13 protein-coding genes are annotated in these 15,673 nt (G+C 69.2%); all 13 read right to left on the bottom strand.

Annotation, left to right across the window (positions count from 1 at the left end):
- Positions 1-6 precede the first annotated feature (6 nt).
- Genes nuoN through CP976_RS25475 form a run of 13 tightly spaced genes read right to left on the bottom strand, consistent with a single transcriptional unit; the run spans position 7 to position 15,666 of the window.
- Positions 7-1,656 (bottom strand): NADH-quinone oxidoreductase subunit NuoN, encoded by a 1,650-nt coding sequence (nuoN, locus tag CP976_RS25535; protein ID WP_150482463.1) that lies wholly within the window; start codon positions 1,654-1,656, stop codon positions 7-9.
- Positions 1,653-3,224, bottom strand: a complete 1,572-nt coding sequence (locus CP976_RS25530; protein WP_150482462.1) for an NADH-quinone oxidoreductase subunit M — start codon at positions 3,222-3,224, stop codon at positions 1,653-1,655. Before CP976_RS25530 ends, nuoN begins: the two co-directional genes overlap by 4 nt.
- 5 nt (positions 3,225-3,229) lie before the next feature.
- A complete protein-coding gene (gene nuoL / locus CP976_RS25525) occupies positions 3,230-5,194 on the bottom strand; it encodes an NADH-quinone oxidoreductase subunit L (protein ID WP_150482461.1) in 1,965 nt (654 codons plus the stop codon).
- 15 nt (positions 5,195-5,209) lie between these two features.
- Positions 5,210-5,509 (bottom strand): NADH-quinone oxidoreductase subunit NuoK, encoded by a 300-nt coding sequence (gene nuoK / locus CP976_RS25520; RefSeq protein ID WP_003992252.1) that lies wholly within the window; start codon positions 5,507-5,509, stop codon positions 5,210-5,212.
- A complete protein-coding gene (locus tag CP976_RS25515) occupies positions 5,506-6,348 on the bottom strand; it encodes an NADH-quinone oxidoreductase subunit J (protein ID WP_150482460.1) in 843 nt (280 codons plus the stop codon). Before CP976_RS25515 ends, nuoK begins: the two co-directional genes overlap by 4 nt.
- Positions 6,345-6,986 carry an NADH-quinone oxidoreductase subunit NuoI gene (gene nuoI / locus CP976_RS25510; RefSeq protein WP_150482459.1) on the bottom strand — a complete coding sequence of 214 codons (642 nt, stop codon included), beginning with the start codon at positions 6,984-6,986 and terminating at the stop codon, positions 6,345-6,347. Before nuoI ends, CP976_RS25515 begins: the two co-directional genes overlap by 4 nt.
- The gene (nuoH, locus tag CP976_RS25505; RefSeq protein WP_150482458.1) at positions 6,979-8,355 is read right to left on the bottom strand and encodes an NADH-quinone oxidoreductase subunit NuoH; all 1,377 of its coding nucleotides are present in this window, start codon (positions 8,353-8,355) and stop codon (positions 6,979-6,981) included. The genes nuoI and nuoH overlap by 8 nt, the downstream gene beginning before the upstream one ends.
- A complete protein-coding gene (locus tag CP976_RS25500; RefSeq protein ID WP_150482457.1) occupies positions 8,352-10,856 on the bottom strand; it encodes an NADH-quinone oxidoreductase subunit G in 2,505 nt (834 codons plus the stop codon). The genes nuoH and CP976_RS25500 overlap by 4 nt, the downstream gene beginning before the upstream one ends.
- The gene (nuoF, locus tag CP976_RS25495; RefSeq protein ID WP_150482456.1) at positions 10,853-12,199 is read right to left on the bottom strand and encodes an NADH-quinone oxidoreductase subunit NuoF; all 1,347 of its coding nucleotides are present in this window, start codon (positions 12,197-12,199) and stop codon (positions 10,853-10,855) included. The genes CP976_RS25500 and nuoF overlap by 4 nt, the downstream gene beginning before the upstream one ends.
- A complete protein-coding gene (nuoE, locus tag CP976_RS25490; protein ID WP_150482455.1) occupies positions 12,199-13,059 on the bottom strand; it encodes an NADH-quinone oxidoreductase subunit NuoE in 861 nt (286 codons plus the stop codon). Before nuoE ends, nuoF begins: the two co-directional genes overlap by 1 nt.
- A complete protein-coding gene (locus CP976_RS25485; protein WP_150482454.1) occupies positions 13,056-14,378 on the bottom strand; it encodes an NADH-quinone oxidoreductase subunit D in 1,323 nt (440 codons plus the stop codon). The genes nuoE and CP976_RS25485 overlap by 4 nt, the downstream gene beginning before the upstream one ends.
- Positions 14,375-15,115 carry an NADH-quinone oxidoreductase subunit C gene (locus CP976_RS25480; RefSeq protein WP_150482453.1) on the bottom strand — a complete coding sequence of 247 codons (741 nt, stop codon included), beginning with the start codon at positions 15,113-15,115 and terminating at the stop codon, positions 14,375-14,377. Before CP976_RS25480 ends, CP976_RS25485 begins: the two co-directional genes overlap by 4 nt.
- Positions 15,112-15,666 carry a NuoB/complex I 20 kDa subunit family protein gene (locus CP976_RS25475; RefSeq protein ID WP_018528252.1) on the bottom strand — a complete coding sequence of 185 codons (555 nt, stop codon included), beginning with the start codon at positions 15,664-15,666 and terminating at the stop codon, positions 15,112-15,114. The genes CP976_RS25480 and CP976_RS25475 overlap by 4 nt, the downstream gene beginning before the upstream one ends.
- Positions 15,667-15,673 lie beyond the last annotated feature (7 nt).

Raw genomic sequence — 15,673 nt, 5'->3', positions numbered from 1 at the left:
GGAGCGTCAGCGCACGAACACCCCCGCCTGCCCTGCCAGATCCAGGAAGTACTGCGGCGCCACGCCGAGCACCAGCGTGACCGCCACGCCGACTCCGATCGCCGTGATCGTCAGCGGCGACGGCACGGCCACCGTCGGGCCCTCCGGCCGCGGCTCGCTGAAGAACATCAGCACGATGACGCGGATGTAGAAGAACGCCGCGATCGCCGACGAGATCACACCGATCACGACGAGCGGAGCGGCCCCGCCCTCCGCCGCCGCCTTGAACACGGCGAACTTCCCGGCGAAGCCGGAGGTCAGCGGGATGCCCGCGAAGGCCAGCAGAAACACCGCGAACACGGCCGCGACCAGCGGCGAACGCCGGCCGAGCCCCGCCCACTTCGACAGGTGCGTCGCCTCGCCCCCCGCGTCGCGCACGAGCGTGACCACCGCGAAGGCGCCGATCGTCACGAACGAGTACGCGGCCAGGTAGAACAGCACCGACGAGACGCCGTCGGGCGTGGTCGCGATGACGCCCGCGAGGATGAACCCGGCGTGCGCGATCGACGAGTACGCCAGCAGCCGCTTGATGTCGGTCTGCGTGATCGCGACGATCGCTCCGCCCAGCATGGTGACGATGGCGACGGCCCACATCACCGGCCGCCAGTCCCAGCGCAGGCCCGGCAGGACGACGTACAGCAACCGCAGCAGCGCACCGAACGCCGCCACCTTCGTCGCCGCAGCCATGAAACCGGTCACCGGCGTCGGCGCGCCCTGGTACACGTCCGGCGTCCACATGTGGAACGGCACCGCGCCCACCTTGAACAGCAGGCCCATCACCACCAGCGCGGCACCGATCAGCAGCAGCGCGTCGTTGCCCATGGTGTCCGCGAGCGCCGGGTTGACGTCCGCGACCGTGCCGTCGACGACCTGCGCGATCGTCGCGTACGACATGGAGCCCGCGTAGCCGTACAGCAGGGCGATGCCGAACAGGGTGAACGCGGAGGCGAACGCGCCGAGCAGGAAGTACTTGACCGCCGCCTCCTGCGACAGCAGCCGCTTGCGGCGGGCCAGCGCGCACAGCAGGTACAGCGGGAGCGAGAAGACCTCCAGCGCCACGAAGAGCGTCAGCAGATCGTTGGCCGCCGGGAAGATCAGCATGCCGGCGACGGCGAACAGCAGCAGCGGGAACACCTCGGTGGTGGTGAACCCGGCCTTGACCGCCGCCTTCTCACTCTCGCTGCCCGGCACGGACGCGGCCTGCGCGGCGAAGGAGTCGACGCGGTTGCCGTGCACCAGCGGGTCGAGCCGCCGCTCGGCGAAGGTGAACAGGCCGACCAGGGCCGCCAGCAGGATCGTGCCCTGGAGGAAGAGGGCCGGTCCGTCGACGGCGATCGCGCCCATCGCCGCGATGCGCGCCTTGGTCGTGCCGTAGCCGTCGGCCGCGAGCGCGACGACCGCGGCGAAGGCGGCCGCGAGCGCGACGACGGACACGAACATTTGGACGTAATAACGCGATTTGCGCGGTACGAATGCCTCGACGAGGATCCCGACGATCGCCGCTCCGACGACGATCAGGGTGGGCGCCAACTGTCCGTACTCGAACTTCGGCGCGTCGATCTTGGTGATCGGTTCGGCCGCGGTTGTCCACAGGCTGTGGACGGCTGTTGCGCTCACTTGGCCGCCTCCACCTCGGGCTGGGGGTCCTTCTTCTGTACGTCGGACATGGTCTGTTTGACCGCCGGGTTGACGATGTCCGTGACGGGCTTCGGGTACACGCCCAGGAAGATCAGCAGTACGACCAGCGGGGCGACGACCACCACTTCACGCACCCTGAGGTCCGGCATCGCGCTGACCTCGGGTTTCACCGGCCCGGTCATCGTCCGCTGGTACAGGACGAGGGTGTAGAGCGCGGCGAGGACGATGCCGAAGGTGGCGATGATGCCGATCACCGGGTATCGCGTGAAGGTGCCGACCAGGACCAGGAACTCGCTCACGAACGGCGCCAGCCCCGGCAGGGAGAGGGTCGCCAGGCTGCCGATCAGGAACGTGCCGGCGAGCACCGGGGCGACCTTCTGCACTCCGCCGTAGTCGGCGATGAGCCGCGAGCCGCGCCGGGAGATCAGGAAGCCCGCCACCAGCATCAGCGCGGCGGTCGAGATGCCGTGGTTGATCATGTAGAGCGTCGCGCCGGACTGGCCCTGGCTGGTCATCGCGAAGATGCCCATGATGATGAAGCCGAAGTGGGAGATCGACGCGTAGGCGATCAGCCGCTTGATGTCCCGCTGGCCGACCGCGAGCAGCGCCCCGTAGATGATGCTGATCAGGGCCAGGACAAGGATGGCGGGTGTCGCCCACTTGCTCGCCTCCGGGAACAACTGGAGGCAGAAGCGGAGCATCGCGAAGGTGCCCACCTTGTCGACGACCGCCGTGATCAGTACGGCGACCGGGGCGGTGGACTCCTGCATCGCGTTGGGCAGCCAGGTGTGCAGCGGCCACAGCGGCGCCTTCACCGCGAAGGCGAAGAAGAAACCGAGGAACAGCCAGCGCTCGGTGCTGGTCGCCATGTCGAGCGAGCCGTTGGCGCGGGCCTCGGCGATCTCCGTGAGCGAGAAGTTCCCGGCGACCACGTACAGGCCGATCACCGCGGCCAGCATGATCAGACCGCCGGCCAGGTTGTAGAGGAGGAACTTCACCGCCGCGTACGACCGCTGCGTCGCCGCCGTCTTCTCGCCGTGCTCGTGGGCACGGTCCCCGAAGCCGCCGATGAGGAAGTACATCGGGATCAGCATGGCTTCGAAGAAGATGTAGAACAGGAAGACGTCGGTGGCCTCGAAGGAGAGGATCACCATCGCCTCGACGGCCAGGATCAGGGCGAAGAAGCCCTGCGTCGGCCGCCACCGGGTGCTGCCGGTCTCCAGCGGGTCGGCGTCGTGCCAGCCCGCGAGGATGATGAACGGGATCAGCAGCGCCGTGAGCGCGATCAGCGCCACCGCGATGCCGTCCACGCCCAGTTCGTAACGGACGCCGAAGTCCGCGATCCAGGAGTGGGACTCGGTGAGCTGGTAGCGCTCGCCGTCCGGGTCGAAGCGCACCAGGACGGTGATCGCCAGGACGAGCGTGGCGAGCGAGAAGAGCAGCGCCAGCCACTTGGCGGCAGTGCGCTGCGCGGCCGGTACGGCGGCCGTGGCGATCGCCCCGACGGCCGGGAGCGCCGCTGTCACTGTCAGCAGAGGAAAGGACATCGGTATCAGACCGCCCTCATCAGCAGGGTCGCGGCGACGATGACCGCCGCGCCGCCGAACATCGAGACCGCGTAGGAGCGGGCGAAGCCGTTCTGCAGCTTGCGCATCCGCCCGGAGAGGCCGCCGACCGAGGCCGCCGTGCCGTTGACGACGCCGTCGACCAGGGTGTGGTCGACGTAGACCAGGGACCGCGTGAGGTGCTCGCCGCCGCGGACCAGGACGACGTGGTTGAAGTCGTCCTGGAGCAGGTCGCGCCGGGCGGCCCGGGTGAGCAGCGAGCCGCGCGGGGCGACGGCCGGGACGGGGCGGCGGCCGTACTGCGCCCAGGCGACGGCGACGCCGAGGACCATCACGGCGACCGTGGCCAGCGTGACCGTGAGAGCGCTGATGGGCGGGTTGCCGTGGTCGTGTCCGGTGATCGGCTCCAGCCAGTGCATGAAGCGGTCACCGATGCTGAAGAACGCACCGCCGCCCACCGACCCGACGGCCAGCACGATCATCGGGATGGTCATGACCTTGGGCGACTCGTGCGGGTGCGGCGGGGTGTATTCGCCGCGGGTCTCGGCGGCGGGCTCCACGTCCGGTTCGGCCGGGGACGGCGTCGGGGCGTTGCGCCAGCGCTCCTCGCCGAAGAACGTCATCAGCATCACGCGCGTCATGTAGTACGCGGTGATGGCCGCGCCGAGCAGGGCGCAGGCGCCGAGGATCCAGCCCTCGGTGCCGCCCTTGGCGAACGCCGCCTCGATGATCTTGTCCTTGGAGAAGAAGCCGGACAGGCCCGGGAAGCCGATGATGGCGAGGTAGCCGAGGCCGAAGGTGACGAAGGTGACCGGCATGTACTTCCGCAGGCCGCCGTACCTCCTCATGTCCACCTCGTCGTTCATGCCGTGCATGACCGAACCGGCGCCGAGGAAGAGCCCGGCCTTGAAGAAGCCGTGCGTCACCAGGTGCATGATCGCGAAGACGTAGCCGATGGGGCCGAGGCCCGCGGCGAGGATCATGTAGCCGATCTGCGACATGGTCGAGCCGGCCAGGGCCTTCTTGATGTCGTCCTTCGCGCAACCGACGATCGCACCGAACAGGAGCGTGACGGCACCGACGATGGTGACGACGAGCTGCGCGTCGGGAGCACCGTTGAAGACGGCCCCGGAGCGGACGATCAGGTAGACGCCCGCCGTCACCATGGTCGCGGCGTGGATGAGGGCCGAGACCGGGGTCGGGCCCTCCATCGCGTCCCCGAGCCAGGACTGGAGCGGCACCTGGGCGGACTTGCCGCAGGCGGCGAGCAGCAGCATCAGCGCGATCGCCGTGAGCTTGTCCTCACCGGCGGCTCCGGCGAGCCCGGCCTCCTCGTGGCTGCCGAGCACCGGCCCGAAGGCGAAGGTGCCGAACCAGAGGAACATCAGCATGATCGCGATGGACAGGCCCATGTCGCCGACGCGGTTGACCAGGAAGGCCTTCTTCGCGGCCGTGGCGGCGCTGGGCTTGTGCTGCCAGAAGCCGATCAGCAGGTAGGAGGCGAGACCGACACCCTCCCAGCCGACGTACAGCAGCAGGTAGTTGTCGGCGAGGACGAGGATCAGCATCGCCGCGAGGAACAGGTTCAGGTAGCCGAAGAAGCGGCGGCGCCGCTCGTCGTGCTCCATGTACCCGACCGAGTAGAGGTGGATCAGCGATCCGACGCCCGTGATCAGCAGCACGAACGTCATGGACAGCTGGTCGAGCTGGAAGGCGACGTCCGCCTGGAAGCCCTCCACCGGGATCCAGCTGAACAGGTGCTGGGCCATGACCCGGTGTTCGACGTCTTGGCCGAGCATGTCGGTGAACAGCACCAGGCCGAGCACGAAGGAGGCGGCCGCGAGCAGCGTGCCGATCCAGTGGCCCACGGCGTCCAGCCGGCGTCCGCCGCACAGCAGGACCGCCGCTCCGAGCAGGGGCGCCGCCACCAGCAGCGCAATGAGGTTCTCCACGATTCTTCCGACCCCTTACAGCTTCATCAGGCTGGCGTCGTCGACCGAGGCCGAGTGGCGGGCGCGGAACAGGGACACGATGATCGCGAGCCCGACCACGACCTCCGCGGCGGCGACGACCATCGTGAAGAAGGCGATGATCTGGCCGTCGAGGTTGCCGTGCATCCGGGAGAAGGCGACGAACGCGAGGTTGCAGGCGTTGAGCATGAGCTCGATGCACATGAACACGACGATCGCGTTGCGCCTGATCAGCACGCCGGTGGCACCGATCGTGAACAACAGGGCCGCGAGGTACAGATAGTTGACCGGGTTCACTTCGACGCCTCCTCGGGCCGCTTGAACGTGGTCGGCTCGATGGCCTTCCGCTCCAGGCGCTCCTCGGCACGCTGCTCCAGGGCCCGCAGGTCGTTGAGCGCCTCCTGCGACACGTCCCGGATCTGGCCGCGCTCCCGCAGCGTCTTGCTGACCGTGAGGTCGGAGGGCGTGCCGTCGGGCAGCAGGCCCGCGATGTCGACCGCGTTGTGCCGGGCGTACACACCAGGGGCAGGCAGGGGCGGCAGCTGCTTGCCTTCGCGGACCCGCTCCTCCGAGAGCTCCCGCTGCGTCTTGGCGCGTTCGGTGCGCTCGCGGTGGGTGAGCACCATGGCGCCGACGGCGGCCGTGATGAGCAGGGCGCCGGTGATCTCGAACGCGAAGACGTACCTGGTGAACAGGAGGGCGGCGATGCCCTCCACGTTGCCGCCGGCGTTCGCCTGGCCGATGCCGTTGAACTCGCTGAGGGAGGCGTTGCCGATGCCGGCGATCAGCAGGACGCCGAAGCCGAGCCCGCACAGCAGGGCCAGCCAGCGCTGGCCCTTGATGGTCTCCTTCAGGGAGTCCGCCGCGGTGACGCCGACGAGCATCACCACGAACAGGAACAGCATCATGATCGCGCCGGTGTAGACGACGATCTGGACGACGCCCAGGAAGTAGGCGCCGTTGGCGAGGTAGAACACCGCCAGGATGATCATGGTCCCCGCGAGGCAGAGCGCGCTGTGCACGGCCCTCTTCATGAGGATGGTGCACAGGGCGCCGATCACCGCGATCGTGCCGAGGATCCAGAACTGGACGGCCTCTCCGGTGGAGGTGGAGTAGGCGGCGAGCTGGGCGGTCATCGGCCGATCACCTTCTCCGACGCCGGTTCCGTCCCGCCGAAGGTCGAGTCGGACTCCTGCACGACCTCGCCCTTGGAGTGGGCTACCTGAGGCTCCGTACCGGGTGCGGCCTCGGTGACCAGGCCCCGGTAGTAGTCCTGTTCGTCCGTGCCCGGGTAGATGGCATGGGGCGCGTCGACCATGCCCTCCTCCAGACCGGCGAGCAGCTGCTCCTTGGTGTAGATGAGGTTGGCCCGGCTGGAGTCGGCGAGCTCGAACTCGTTCGTCATCGTGAGCGCGCGCGTGGGGCACGCCTCGATGCACAGGCCGCACAGGATGCAGCGGGCGTAGTTGATCTGGTAGACGCGGCCGTACCGCTCGCCCGGCGAGTAGCGCTCCTCGTCGGTGTTGTCCGCGCCCTCCACGTAGATGGCGTCGGCGGGGCAGGCCCACGCGCACAGTTCGCAGCCGACGCACTTCTCCAGGCCGTCCGGATGGCGGTTGAGCTGGTGCCGTCCGTGGAAGCGCGGAGCCGTGGTCTTCTGCTGCTCCGGGTACTGCTCGGTCAGCCGCTTCTTGAACATGGCCTTGAAGGTCACGCCGAAGCCGGCCACCGGGTTCTGGAACCCGGGCTTGGTGTCCTTCGGTTCCTCAGCCATCGGACGCCTCCTTTCCATCCGTAGTTCCGCCCAGAGATCCGTCACTCTGAGTATCGGGCCCACCACTGACAATCAGCTCCCGCTCACTGCGTGAACGGCGTCGCGGGACCGGTGGCAGCTCCTGTCCCGGCAGTGGCGGTACGGGGAATCCGCCCGCCATCGGGTCGAAGGCGGCCGGGGTCTCGGCCGGCTGCTCGGCCTCCTTCGCCTTCTCGCGGAACATGTCGACGACGAAGGAGAGCACCAGCAGGGCCAGCACGCCGCCGCCGACGTAGAGGGCGATGTCGGCGAAGTCGTAGCCCTCGTTCCTGAAGGCACGCACGGTCGCGACGAGCATCAGCCACACCAGCGAGACCGGGATGAGGACCTTCCAGCCGAGCTTCATCAGCTGGTCGTAGCGGACGCGTGGAAGCGTGCCGCGGATCCAGATGAACATGAACAGCAGCAACTGGACCTTGACCGTGAACCAGAGCATCGGCCACCAGCCGTGGTTCGCGCCCTCCCAGAAGGTGCTGACCGGCCAGGGGGCCCGCCAGCCGCCGAGGAACAGCGTCGTGGCGACGGCCGAGACGGTCACCATGTTGACGTACTCGGCGAGCATGAACATCGCGAACTTGATCGACGAGTACTCGGTGTTGAAGCCGCCGACCAGGTCGCCCTCGGACTCCGGCATGTCGAAGGGGGCGCGGTTGGTCTCGCCGACCATCGTCACGATGTAGAGGACGAAGGAGAGCGGCAGCAGCAGGATGTACCAGCGGTCGGTCTGCTGCTCCACGATCGTGGAGGTCGACATCGACCCGGAGTAGAGGAAGACGGATGCGAAGGCGGCGCCCATCGCGATCTCGTACGAGATCATCTGCGCGCAGGAGCGCAGACCGCCCAGCAGCGGGTACGTCGATCCGGAGCTCCAGCCCGCCAGCACGATGCCGTAGATGCCGACGGACGCGACCGCGAGGATGTAGAGCATCGCGATCGGCAGGTCGGTGAGCTGCATCGTGGTGCGCTGGCCGAAGATCGAGACCTCGTTGCCGGCCGGGCCGAAGGGGATCACGGCGATCGCCATGAAGGCCGGGATGGCCGCGATGACCGGCGCGAGGACGTACACCGCCTTGTCCGCGCGCTTGACGATGACGTCTTCCTTGAGCATCAGCTTGATGCCGTCGGCGAGCGACTGGAGCATGCCCCAGGGGCCGTGCCGGTTGGGGCCGATGCGCAGCTGCATCCAGGCGACGACCTTGCGCTCCATGACGATGGAGATCAGCACGGTCACCATCAGGAAGGCGAAGCAGAACACCGCCTTGATGACGACCAGCCACCAGGGGTCGTGGCCGAACATCGAGAGGTCTTCAGCGGCGAGGTACGGGCTCATGCCTCCACCTCCTTGGGGGCCTCGCCGGCGAGGGTCGCCGGGCCGATGCGGACGAGGGAGCCGGGCCGAGCCCCAGTGTCGGAGGCGACGCCGCCGCCGGTGGAGTTCAGCGGGAGCCACACCACCCGGTCGGGCATCTCACTGATCTGGAGGGGGAGTTCGACGACTCCCTGGGGGCCGGTCACCGCGAGGAGGTCGCCCTCCTTGACGCCCGCCTCGGCGGCCGTCGCGGGCGACACACGCGCGTGTGCGGCGTGCCGGGTGCCGGCGAGTGCCTCGTCGCCCTGCTGGAGCACGCCCTGGTCGAGCAGCAGCCGGTGTCCGGCGAGCACCGCCTCACCGGCGGCCGGACGGGGCAGGACGCCCGCCGTCTCCAGGGGTTCGGTGGCCCGCGGGCCGTCCCAGGCGCCGAGCCGGTCGATCTCCGCGCGTACGGTGCGCAGATCGGGCAGTCCGAGGTGGACGTCCATGGCGTCGGCCACCATCTGGAGCACGCGCGCGTCGGTGGGCGCGAGGCGGCGGGTCATGTGGTCGGGCTTGAGCGCGGCCTCGAAGAAGCGGACCCGGCCTTCCCAGTTGAGGAAGGTGCCGGCCTTCTCGGCGACCGCGGCGACGGGTAGGACGACATCCGCCTTGCGGCTGATCTCGCTGGGCCGCAGTTCGAGCGAGACCAGGAAGCCGACCTCGTCGAGTGCCGCACGCGCGCGTGCCGGGTCGGGAAGGTCGGCGATCTCGACACCCGCCACCAGCAGCGCCTGGAGTTCGCCGGTCGCGGCGGCCTCCACGATCTGGCCGGTGTCGCGGCCGTAGCGGTGCGGGAGACCGGCGACGCCCCAGACGCCGGCGACCTCGTCCCGCGCGCGTGGGTCGGTTGCCGGACGTCCGCCCGGCAGCAGCGACGGCAGCGCGCCCGCCTCGACGGCGCCACGCTCCCCGGCCCGGCGCGGGATCCACGCCAGCCGAGCCCCGGTCGCGGAGGCGGTGCGTACGGCGGCGGTCAGGCCGCCGGCCACCGCGGCCAGCCGCTCACCGACGACGATCACGGCCCCCTCGGCGCGCAGCGCCTCGGCGGCGAGAGCGCCGTCGTCCTCCAGGCCGACGTTCCTCGCGAGCGCGTCCAGCCACTCGGTCTCGGTGCCGGGGGCCGCCGGCAGCAGCGTCCCGCCGGCCTTCTCCAGACCGCGCGTGGAGTGCGTGGCCAGGGAGAAGACCTTCTGCCCGTGCTTGCGCCAGGCCTTGCGCAGCCGCAGGAAGACGCCGGGCGCCTCCTCCTCCGCCTCGAAACCGACCAGCAGGACGGCGGGTGCCTTCTCCAGTGCGGCGTACGTGACGCCCGTACCGTCGAGGTCCCGGCCGCGCCCGGCGACCTGGGCGGCGAGGAAGTCGGCCTCCTCGCCACTGTGCACGCGCGCGCGGAAGTCGATGTCGTTGGTGTCGAGCGCCACGCGCGCGAACTTGCTGTACGCGTAGGCGTCCTCGATGGTGAGCCGGCCGCCGGTCAGCACGCCGGTGCGGCCCCGTGAGGCCAGCAGCCCCTGGGCCGCGATCTGGAGCGCCTCGGGCCAGGAGGCCGGTTCCAGCTCGCCCTCGGCGTTGCGCACGAGCGGCGTCTCCAGCCGGTCCCGCTGCTGCGCGTACCGGAACGCGAACCGCCCCTTGTCGCAGATCCACTCCTCGTTGACCTCGGGGTCGTTGGCGGCGAGCCGCCGCATGACCTTGCCGCGCCGGTGGTCGGTGCGCGTGGCGCAACCGCCGGAGCAGTGCTCGCAGACCGACGGGGACGAGACGAGGTCGAAGGGGCGGGAGCGGAATCGGTACGCCGCCGAGGTCAGCGCTCCCACGGGGCAGATCTGGATGGTGTTGCCGGAGAAGTACGACTCGAACGGGTCGCCCTCGCCGGTGCCGACCTGCTGGAGCGCGCCGCGCTCGATCAGCTCGATCATCGGGTCGCCCGCGACCTGGTTGGAGAACCGGGTGCAGCGGGCGCACAGCACGCACCGCTCGCGGTCGAGCAGCACCTGCGTGGAGATGGGGAGGGGCTTCTCGTACGTGCGCTTGCGGCCCTCGAAGCGGGACTCGGCGTCGCCGTGCGACATGGCCTGGTTCTGCAGCGGGCACTCGCCGCCCTTGTCGCAGACCGGGCAGTCCAGCGGGTGGTTGATGAGCAGGAGCTCCATCACACCCTTCTGGGCCTTCTCGGCGACCGGCGAGGTGAGGTGGGTCTTGACCACCATCCCGTCGGTGCACGTGATGGTGCAGGACGCCATGGGCTTGCGCTGGCCCTCGACTTCGACGATGCACTGGCGGCAGGCGCCGGCCGGGTCGAGGAGGGGGTGGTCGCAGAACCGGGGGATCTCGATGCCGAGCTGTTCGGCGGCCCGGATGACCAGGGTGCCCTTCGGCACGCTGATCTCGACGCCGTCGATCGTCAGCGACACGAGGTCCTCCGGCGGGACCGCCGCCTCTCCCCCGCCTGAGGGAGCGTTGGTGGTCACGGTCATGCGTTCACCTCCGTGCGGTCGGCCCAGGCCGTCGACTTGGCAGGGTCGAAGGGACAGCCCCGGCCCGTGATGTGCTGCTCGTACTCCTCGCGGAAGTACTTGAGCGAGGAGAAGATCGGCGAGGCGGCGCCGTCGCCGAGGGCGCAGAACGACTTGCCGTTGATGTTGTCGGCGATGTCGTTCAGCTTGTCGAGGTCGGACATCTGTCCCTTGCCGGCCTCGATGTCGCGCAGCAGCTGCACGAGCCAGTACGTCCCTTCGCGGCAGGGCGTGCACTTGCCGCAGGACTCGTGGGCGTAGAACTCGGTCCAGCGCGTCACGGCCCGCACCACGCAGGTCGTCTCGTCGAAGCACTGGAGGGCTTTCGTGCCGAGCATGGAACCCGCGGCGCCCACTCCTTCGTAATCAAGAGGGACGTCGAGATGCTCGTCGGTGAACATCGGGGTCGAGGAGCCGCCCGGCGTCCAGAACTTGAGGCGGTGCCCGGGGCGCATCCCGCCGCTCATGTCGAGGAGCTGGCGGAGGGTGATCCCGAGCGGCGCCTCGTACTGGCCGGGGCTGGCGACGTGGCCGGACAGGGAGTAGAGCGTGAAGCCGGGCGACTTCTCACTCCCCATCGACCGGAACCATTCCTTGCCCCGGTTCATGATCGCGGGAACCGACGCGATCGATTCGACGTTGTTCACCACAGTCGGGCACGCGTAGAGGCCCGCGACGGCAGGGAAGGGGGGACGAAGCCGCGGTTGACCCCGGCGGCCTTCGAGCGAGTCCAGCAGTGCGGTCTCCTCACCGCAGATGTACGCGCCCGCCCCCGCGTGCACGGTGATGTCGAGGTCCAGTCCGCTGTCCAGGATGTTCTCGCCGAGGAAGCCGGCCTCGTAGGCCTCGCGGACGGCCGAGTGCAACCGCCGCAGCACCGGGACGACTTCACCACGCAGATAGACGAAGGCGTGCGAAGACCTGATGGCGTAGCACGCGATGATCATGCCCTCGATGAGGCTGTGCGGGTTCGCGAAGAGGAGCGGGATGTCCTTGCACGTCCCCGGCTCCGACTCGTCGGCGTTGACAACAAGATAGTGCGGCTTTCCATCCCCCTGGGGAATGAACTGCCACTTCATGCCCGTGGGGAATCCCGCGCCGCCGCGCCCGCGCAGACCCGATTCCTTGACGTACGCGATCACGTCGTCCGGCGACATGGCGAGCGCCTTGCGAAGCCCTTCGTACCCGTCGTGCCGCCGGTAGACGTCCAGCGTCCAGGCCCTGTCCTCGTCCCAGAAGGCCGACAGCACCGGTGCGAGCAGCTTCTCGGGGCTCATGTCTTTCAGCTCGGGTGCCAAGGTCATCACTCCCCCTCCTCGGCGGTGGGCCCGGCCGGGTGGGCCGGGTCGGAGGCCGACGTGTCCTGCGGCGCGTCGTGCGAGCTCAAGTGCTCCGTCGGTGACGGCTCGTGCGGCTTGTCGTCCCGGGGCGCCTCGCCGCGCGGATGCACCACGCGCGCGGGAGCGGACTCGCCCTTGGCGAGCTTCAGGCCGACCAGGGAGGCGGGTCCCGCGCTTCCCCCGGACTCGACGGCTCCGTCCCGCTCGTCGGGGAAACCGGCCAGGACCCGGGCGGTCTCCTTGAAGGTGCACATCGGTGCCCCGCGCGTGGGGGTGACCGGCCGTCCCGCGCGCAGGTCGTCGACGAGGCGTTTGGCGCTCGCCGGGGTCTGGTTGTCGAAGAACTCCCAGTTGACCATCACGACCGGCGCGAAGTCGCAGGCCGCGTTGCACTCGATGTGCTCCAGGGTGACCTTGCCGTCGCCGGTGGTCTCGCCGTTGCCGACGCCCAGGTGCTCCTGGAGCTCCTCGAAGATCGCGTCCCCGCCCATGACGGCGCACAGGGTGTTGGTGCACACCCCCACCTGGTAGTCACCGCTCGGCCGGCGGCGGTACATGGTGTAGAAGGTGGCGACCGCGGTGACCTCCGCCGTGGTCAGGCCGAGCATGTCCGCGCAGAACCGCATCCCGGTGCGCGTGACGTGGCCTTCCTCGGCCTGCACGAGGTGCAGCAGCGGCAGGAGGGCGGACCGGGAGTCCGGGTAGCGGGCGATGACCTCGCGCGCGTCGGTCTCCAGGCGGGCCCGGACCTCGTCCGGGTAGGCGGGTGCGGGCAGTTCGGGCATGCCCAGGCTGACGCCCCGCTCGGAAGAAGAGGTGGTCACCGGTCGACGCCTCCCATCACGGGGTCGATGGACGCGACGGCGACGATGACGTCGGCGACCTGGCCGCCCTCGCACATCGCCGCCATGGCCTGAAGGTTGGTGAAGGACGGGTCGCGGAAGTGGACCCGGTAGGGGCGGGTGCCGCCGTCGGACACGACGTGCACCCCGAGTTCGCCCTTGGGCGACTCGACCGCCGCGTACGTCTGTCCCGGCGGGACGCGGAAGCCCTCGGTGACCAGCTTGAAGTGGTGGATCAGGGCCTCCATGGAGGTGCCCATGATCTTCTTGATGTGGTCGAGGGAGTTGCCGAGGCCGTCGGGCCCCAGGGCGAGCTGGGCAGGCCAGGCGATCTTCTTGTCGGCGACCATGACCGGGCCGGGCTGGAGCCGGTCCAGGCACTGCTCGATGATTTTGAGCGACTGGCGCATCTCCTCCAGCCGGATCAGGAAGCGGCCGTAGGAATCGCAGGTGTCGGCGGTCGGGATCTCGAAGTCGTAGGTCTCGTAGCCGCAGTACGGCTGGGCCTTGCGCAGGTCGTGCGGCAGGCCGGTGGAGCGCAGGATCGGTCCCGTCGCGCCGAGGGCCATGCAGCCGGCCAGGTCGAGGTAGCCGACGTCCTGCATACGGGCCTTGAAGATGGGGTTCCCGGTGGCGAGCTTGTCGTACTCCGGGAGGTTCTTCTTCATCTTCTTCACGAACTCGCGGATCTGGTCCACCGCGCCGGGCGGCAGGTCCTGGGCGAGTCCGCCGGGCCGGATGTACGCGTGGTTCATCCGCAGGCCGGTGATCAGCTCGTAGATATCGAGAATGAGTTCACGATCACGGAAGCCGTAGATCATGATCGTGGTGGCGCCGAGCTCCATGCCGCCGGTGGCGATGCACACCAGGTGCGAGGAGAGCCGGTTCAGCTCCATCAGGAGCACGCGGATGATCGAGGCGCGGTCCGGGATCTGGTCCTCGATGCCGAGGAGCTTCTCGACCCCGAGGCAGTACGCCGTCTCGTTGAAGAACGGCGTCAGGTAGTCCATGCGCGTCACGAACGTGGTGCCCTGCGTCCACGTCCGGTACTCGAGGTTCTTCTCGATGCCGGTGTGCAGGTAGCCGATGCCGCAGCGGGCCTCGGTGACGGTCTCGCCGTCGATCTCCAGGATCAGGCGGAGCACGCCGTGCGTGGACGGGTGCTGCGGGCCCATGTTGACGACGATGCGCTCGTCGTCGGCGCGGGCCGCGGACTGGACGACCTCGTCCCAGTCGCCGCCGGTGACCGTGTAGACGGTGCCCTCTGTGGTCTCCCGAGGGGAGGCGTGCGAAGTGCTCATGAGTACGACCTCCGCTGGTCCGGAGCCGGGATCTGGGCGCCCTTGTACTCGACGGGGATGCCGCCGAGGGGGTAGTCCTTGCGCTGCGGAAAGCCCTGCCAGTCGTCCGGCATCATGATCCGCGTCAGGGCGGGGTGGCCGTCGAAGACGATGCCGAAGAAGTCGTACGTCTCGCGCTCGTGCCAGTCGTTCGTCGGATAGACCGAGAACAGCGACGGGATGTGCCGGTCGCTGTCGGGGCAGCTGACCTCCAGGCGGATCACCCGGTTGTGGGTGATCGAGCGCAGGTGGTAGACGGCGTGCAGCTCGCGGCCCTTGTCGTTCGGGTAGTGGACGCCGCTGACGCCGGTGCACAGCTCGAAGCGCAGGGCCGGGTCGTCGCGCAGGGTCCTGGCGACACTCACCAAGTGCTCGCGCTCGATGTGGAAGGTCAGCTCGTCGCGGTCGACGACCGTCTTCTCGATGGCGTTGCCGGGGAGCAGCCCCTGTTCTTCCAGGGCGCCCTCCAGCTCGTCGGCGACCTCGTCGAACCAGCCGCCGTAGGGCCTGCTCGCCGGTCCCGGGAGCCGGACCGAGCGGACCAGGCCGCCGTAGCCGGAGGTGTCGCCGCCGTTGCTCGCGCCGAACATGCCGCGCTGGACGCGGATCTCCTCACCGCCCTGGCCGCGCTGGCCCGGGAGGTTCGACGCGCTGAGGTCCTTCTCGGGGTTGACCCCGTTGTCGCTGACGTCGCTCACCGCAGCAGCCCCTTCATCTCGATCGTGGGCAGGGCCTTGAGCGCCGCCTCCTCCGCCTCGCGGGCCGCCTCCTCGGCGTTCACGCCGAGCTTGGAGCTCTGGATCTTCTGGTGGAGCTTGAGGATGGCGTCCATCAGCATCTCCGGCCGTGGCGGGCAGCCGGGGAGATAGATGTCGACCGGCACGATGTGGTCGACGCCCTGGACGATGGCGTAGTTGTTGAACATGCCGCCGGAGGAGGCGCAGACCCCCATGGAGATCACCCACTTGGGGTTCGGCATCTGGTCGTAGACCTGCCGCAGCACCGGCGCCATCTTCTGGCTCACCCGGCCGGCGACGATCATCAGGTCCGCCTGGCGCGGCGAGCCCCGGAAGACCTCCATGCCGAAGCGCGCCAGGTCGTAGCGGCCGGCGCCGGTGGTCATCATCTCGATGGCACAACAGGCGAGGCCGAACGTGGCGGGGAAGACGGACGACTTGCGCACCCAGCCCGCGGCCTGCTCGACGGTGGTCAGCAGGAAGCCGCTCGGCAGCTTTTCTTCGAGTCCCATGACTTGT

This window comes from Streptomyces coeruleorubidus, assembly GCF_008705135.1.
GTDB lineage: Bacteria > Actinomycetota > Actinomycetes > Streptomycetales > Streptomycetaceae > Streptomyces > Streptomyces coeruleofuscus.
Note: the sequence above shows the minus strand (reverse complement) of the source record. Positions and strands in the feature narration are given on the sequence as shown.

Bases quoted from the DNA above. Each gene is read 5' to 3' on its own strand.
- CP976_RS25500 (WP_150482457.1), bottom strand. From the start codon at position 10,856: ATGACCGTGACCACCAACGCTCCCTCAGGCGGGGGAGAGGCGGCGGTC.
- nuoF (WP_150482456.1), bottom strand. From the start codon at position 12,199: ATGACCTTGGCACCCGAGCTGAAAGACATGAGCCCCGAGAAGCTGCTC.
- nuoH (WP_150482458.1), bottom strand. From the start codon at position 8,355: ATGAGCCCGTACCTCGCCGCTGAAGACCTCTCGATGTTCGGCCACGAC.
- nuoI (WP_150482459.1), bottom strand. From the start codon at position 6,986: ATGGCTGAGGAACCGAAGGACACCAAGCCCGGGTTCCAGAACCCGGTG.
- CP976_RS25485 (WP_150482454.1), bottom strand. From the start codon at position 14,378: ATGAGCACTTCGCACGCCTCCCCTCGGGAGACCACAGAGGGCACCGTC.
- CP976_RS25475 (WP_018528252.1), bottom strand. From the start codon at position 15,666: ATGGGACTCGAAGAAAAGCTGCCGAGCGGCTTCCTGCTGACCACCGTC.
- CP976_RS25515 (WP_150482460.1), bottom strand. From the start codon at position 6,348: ATGACCGCCCAGCTCGCCGCCTACTCCACCTCCACCGGAGAGGCCGTC.
- CP976_RS25530 (WP_150482462.1), bottom strand. From the start codon at position 3,224: ATGTCCTTTCCTCTGCTGACAGTGACAGCGGCGCTCCCGGCCGTCGGG.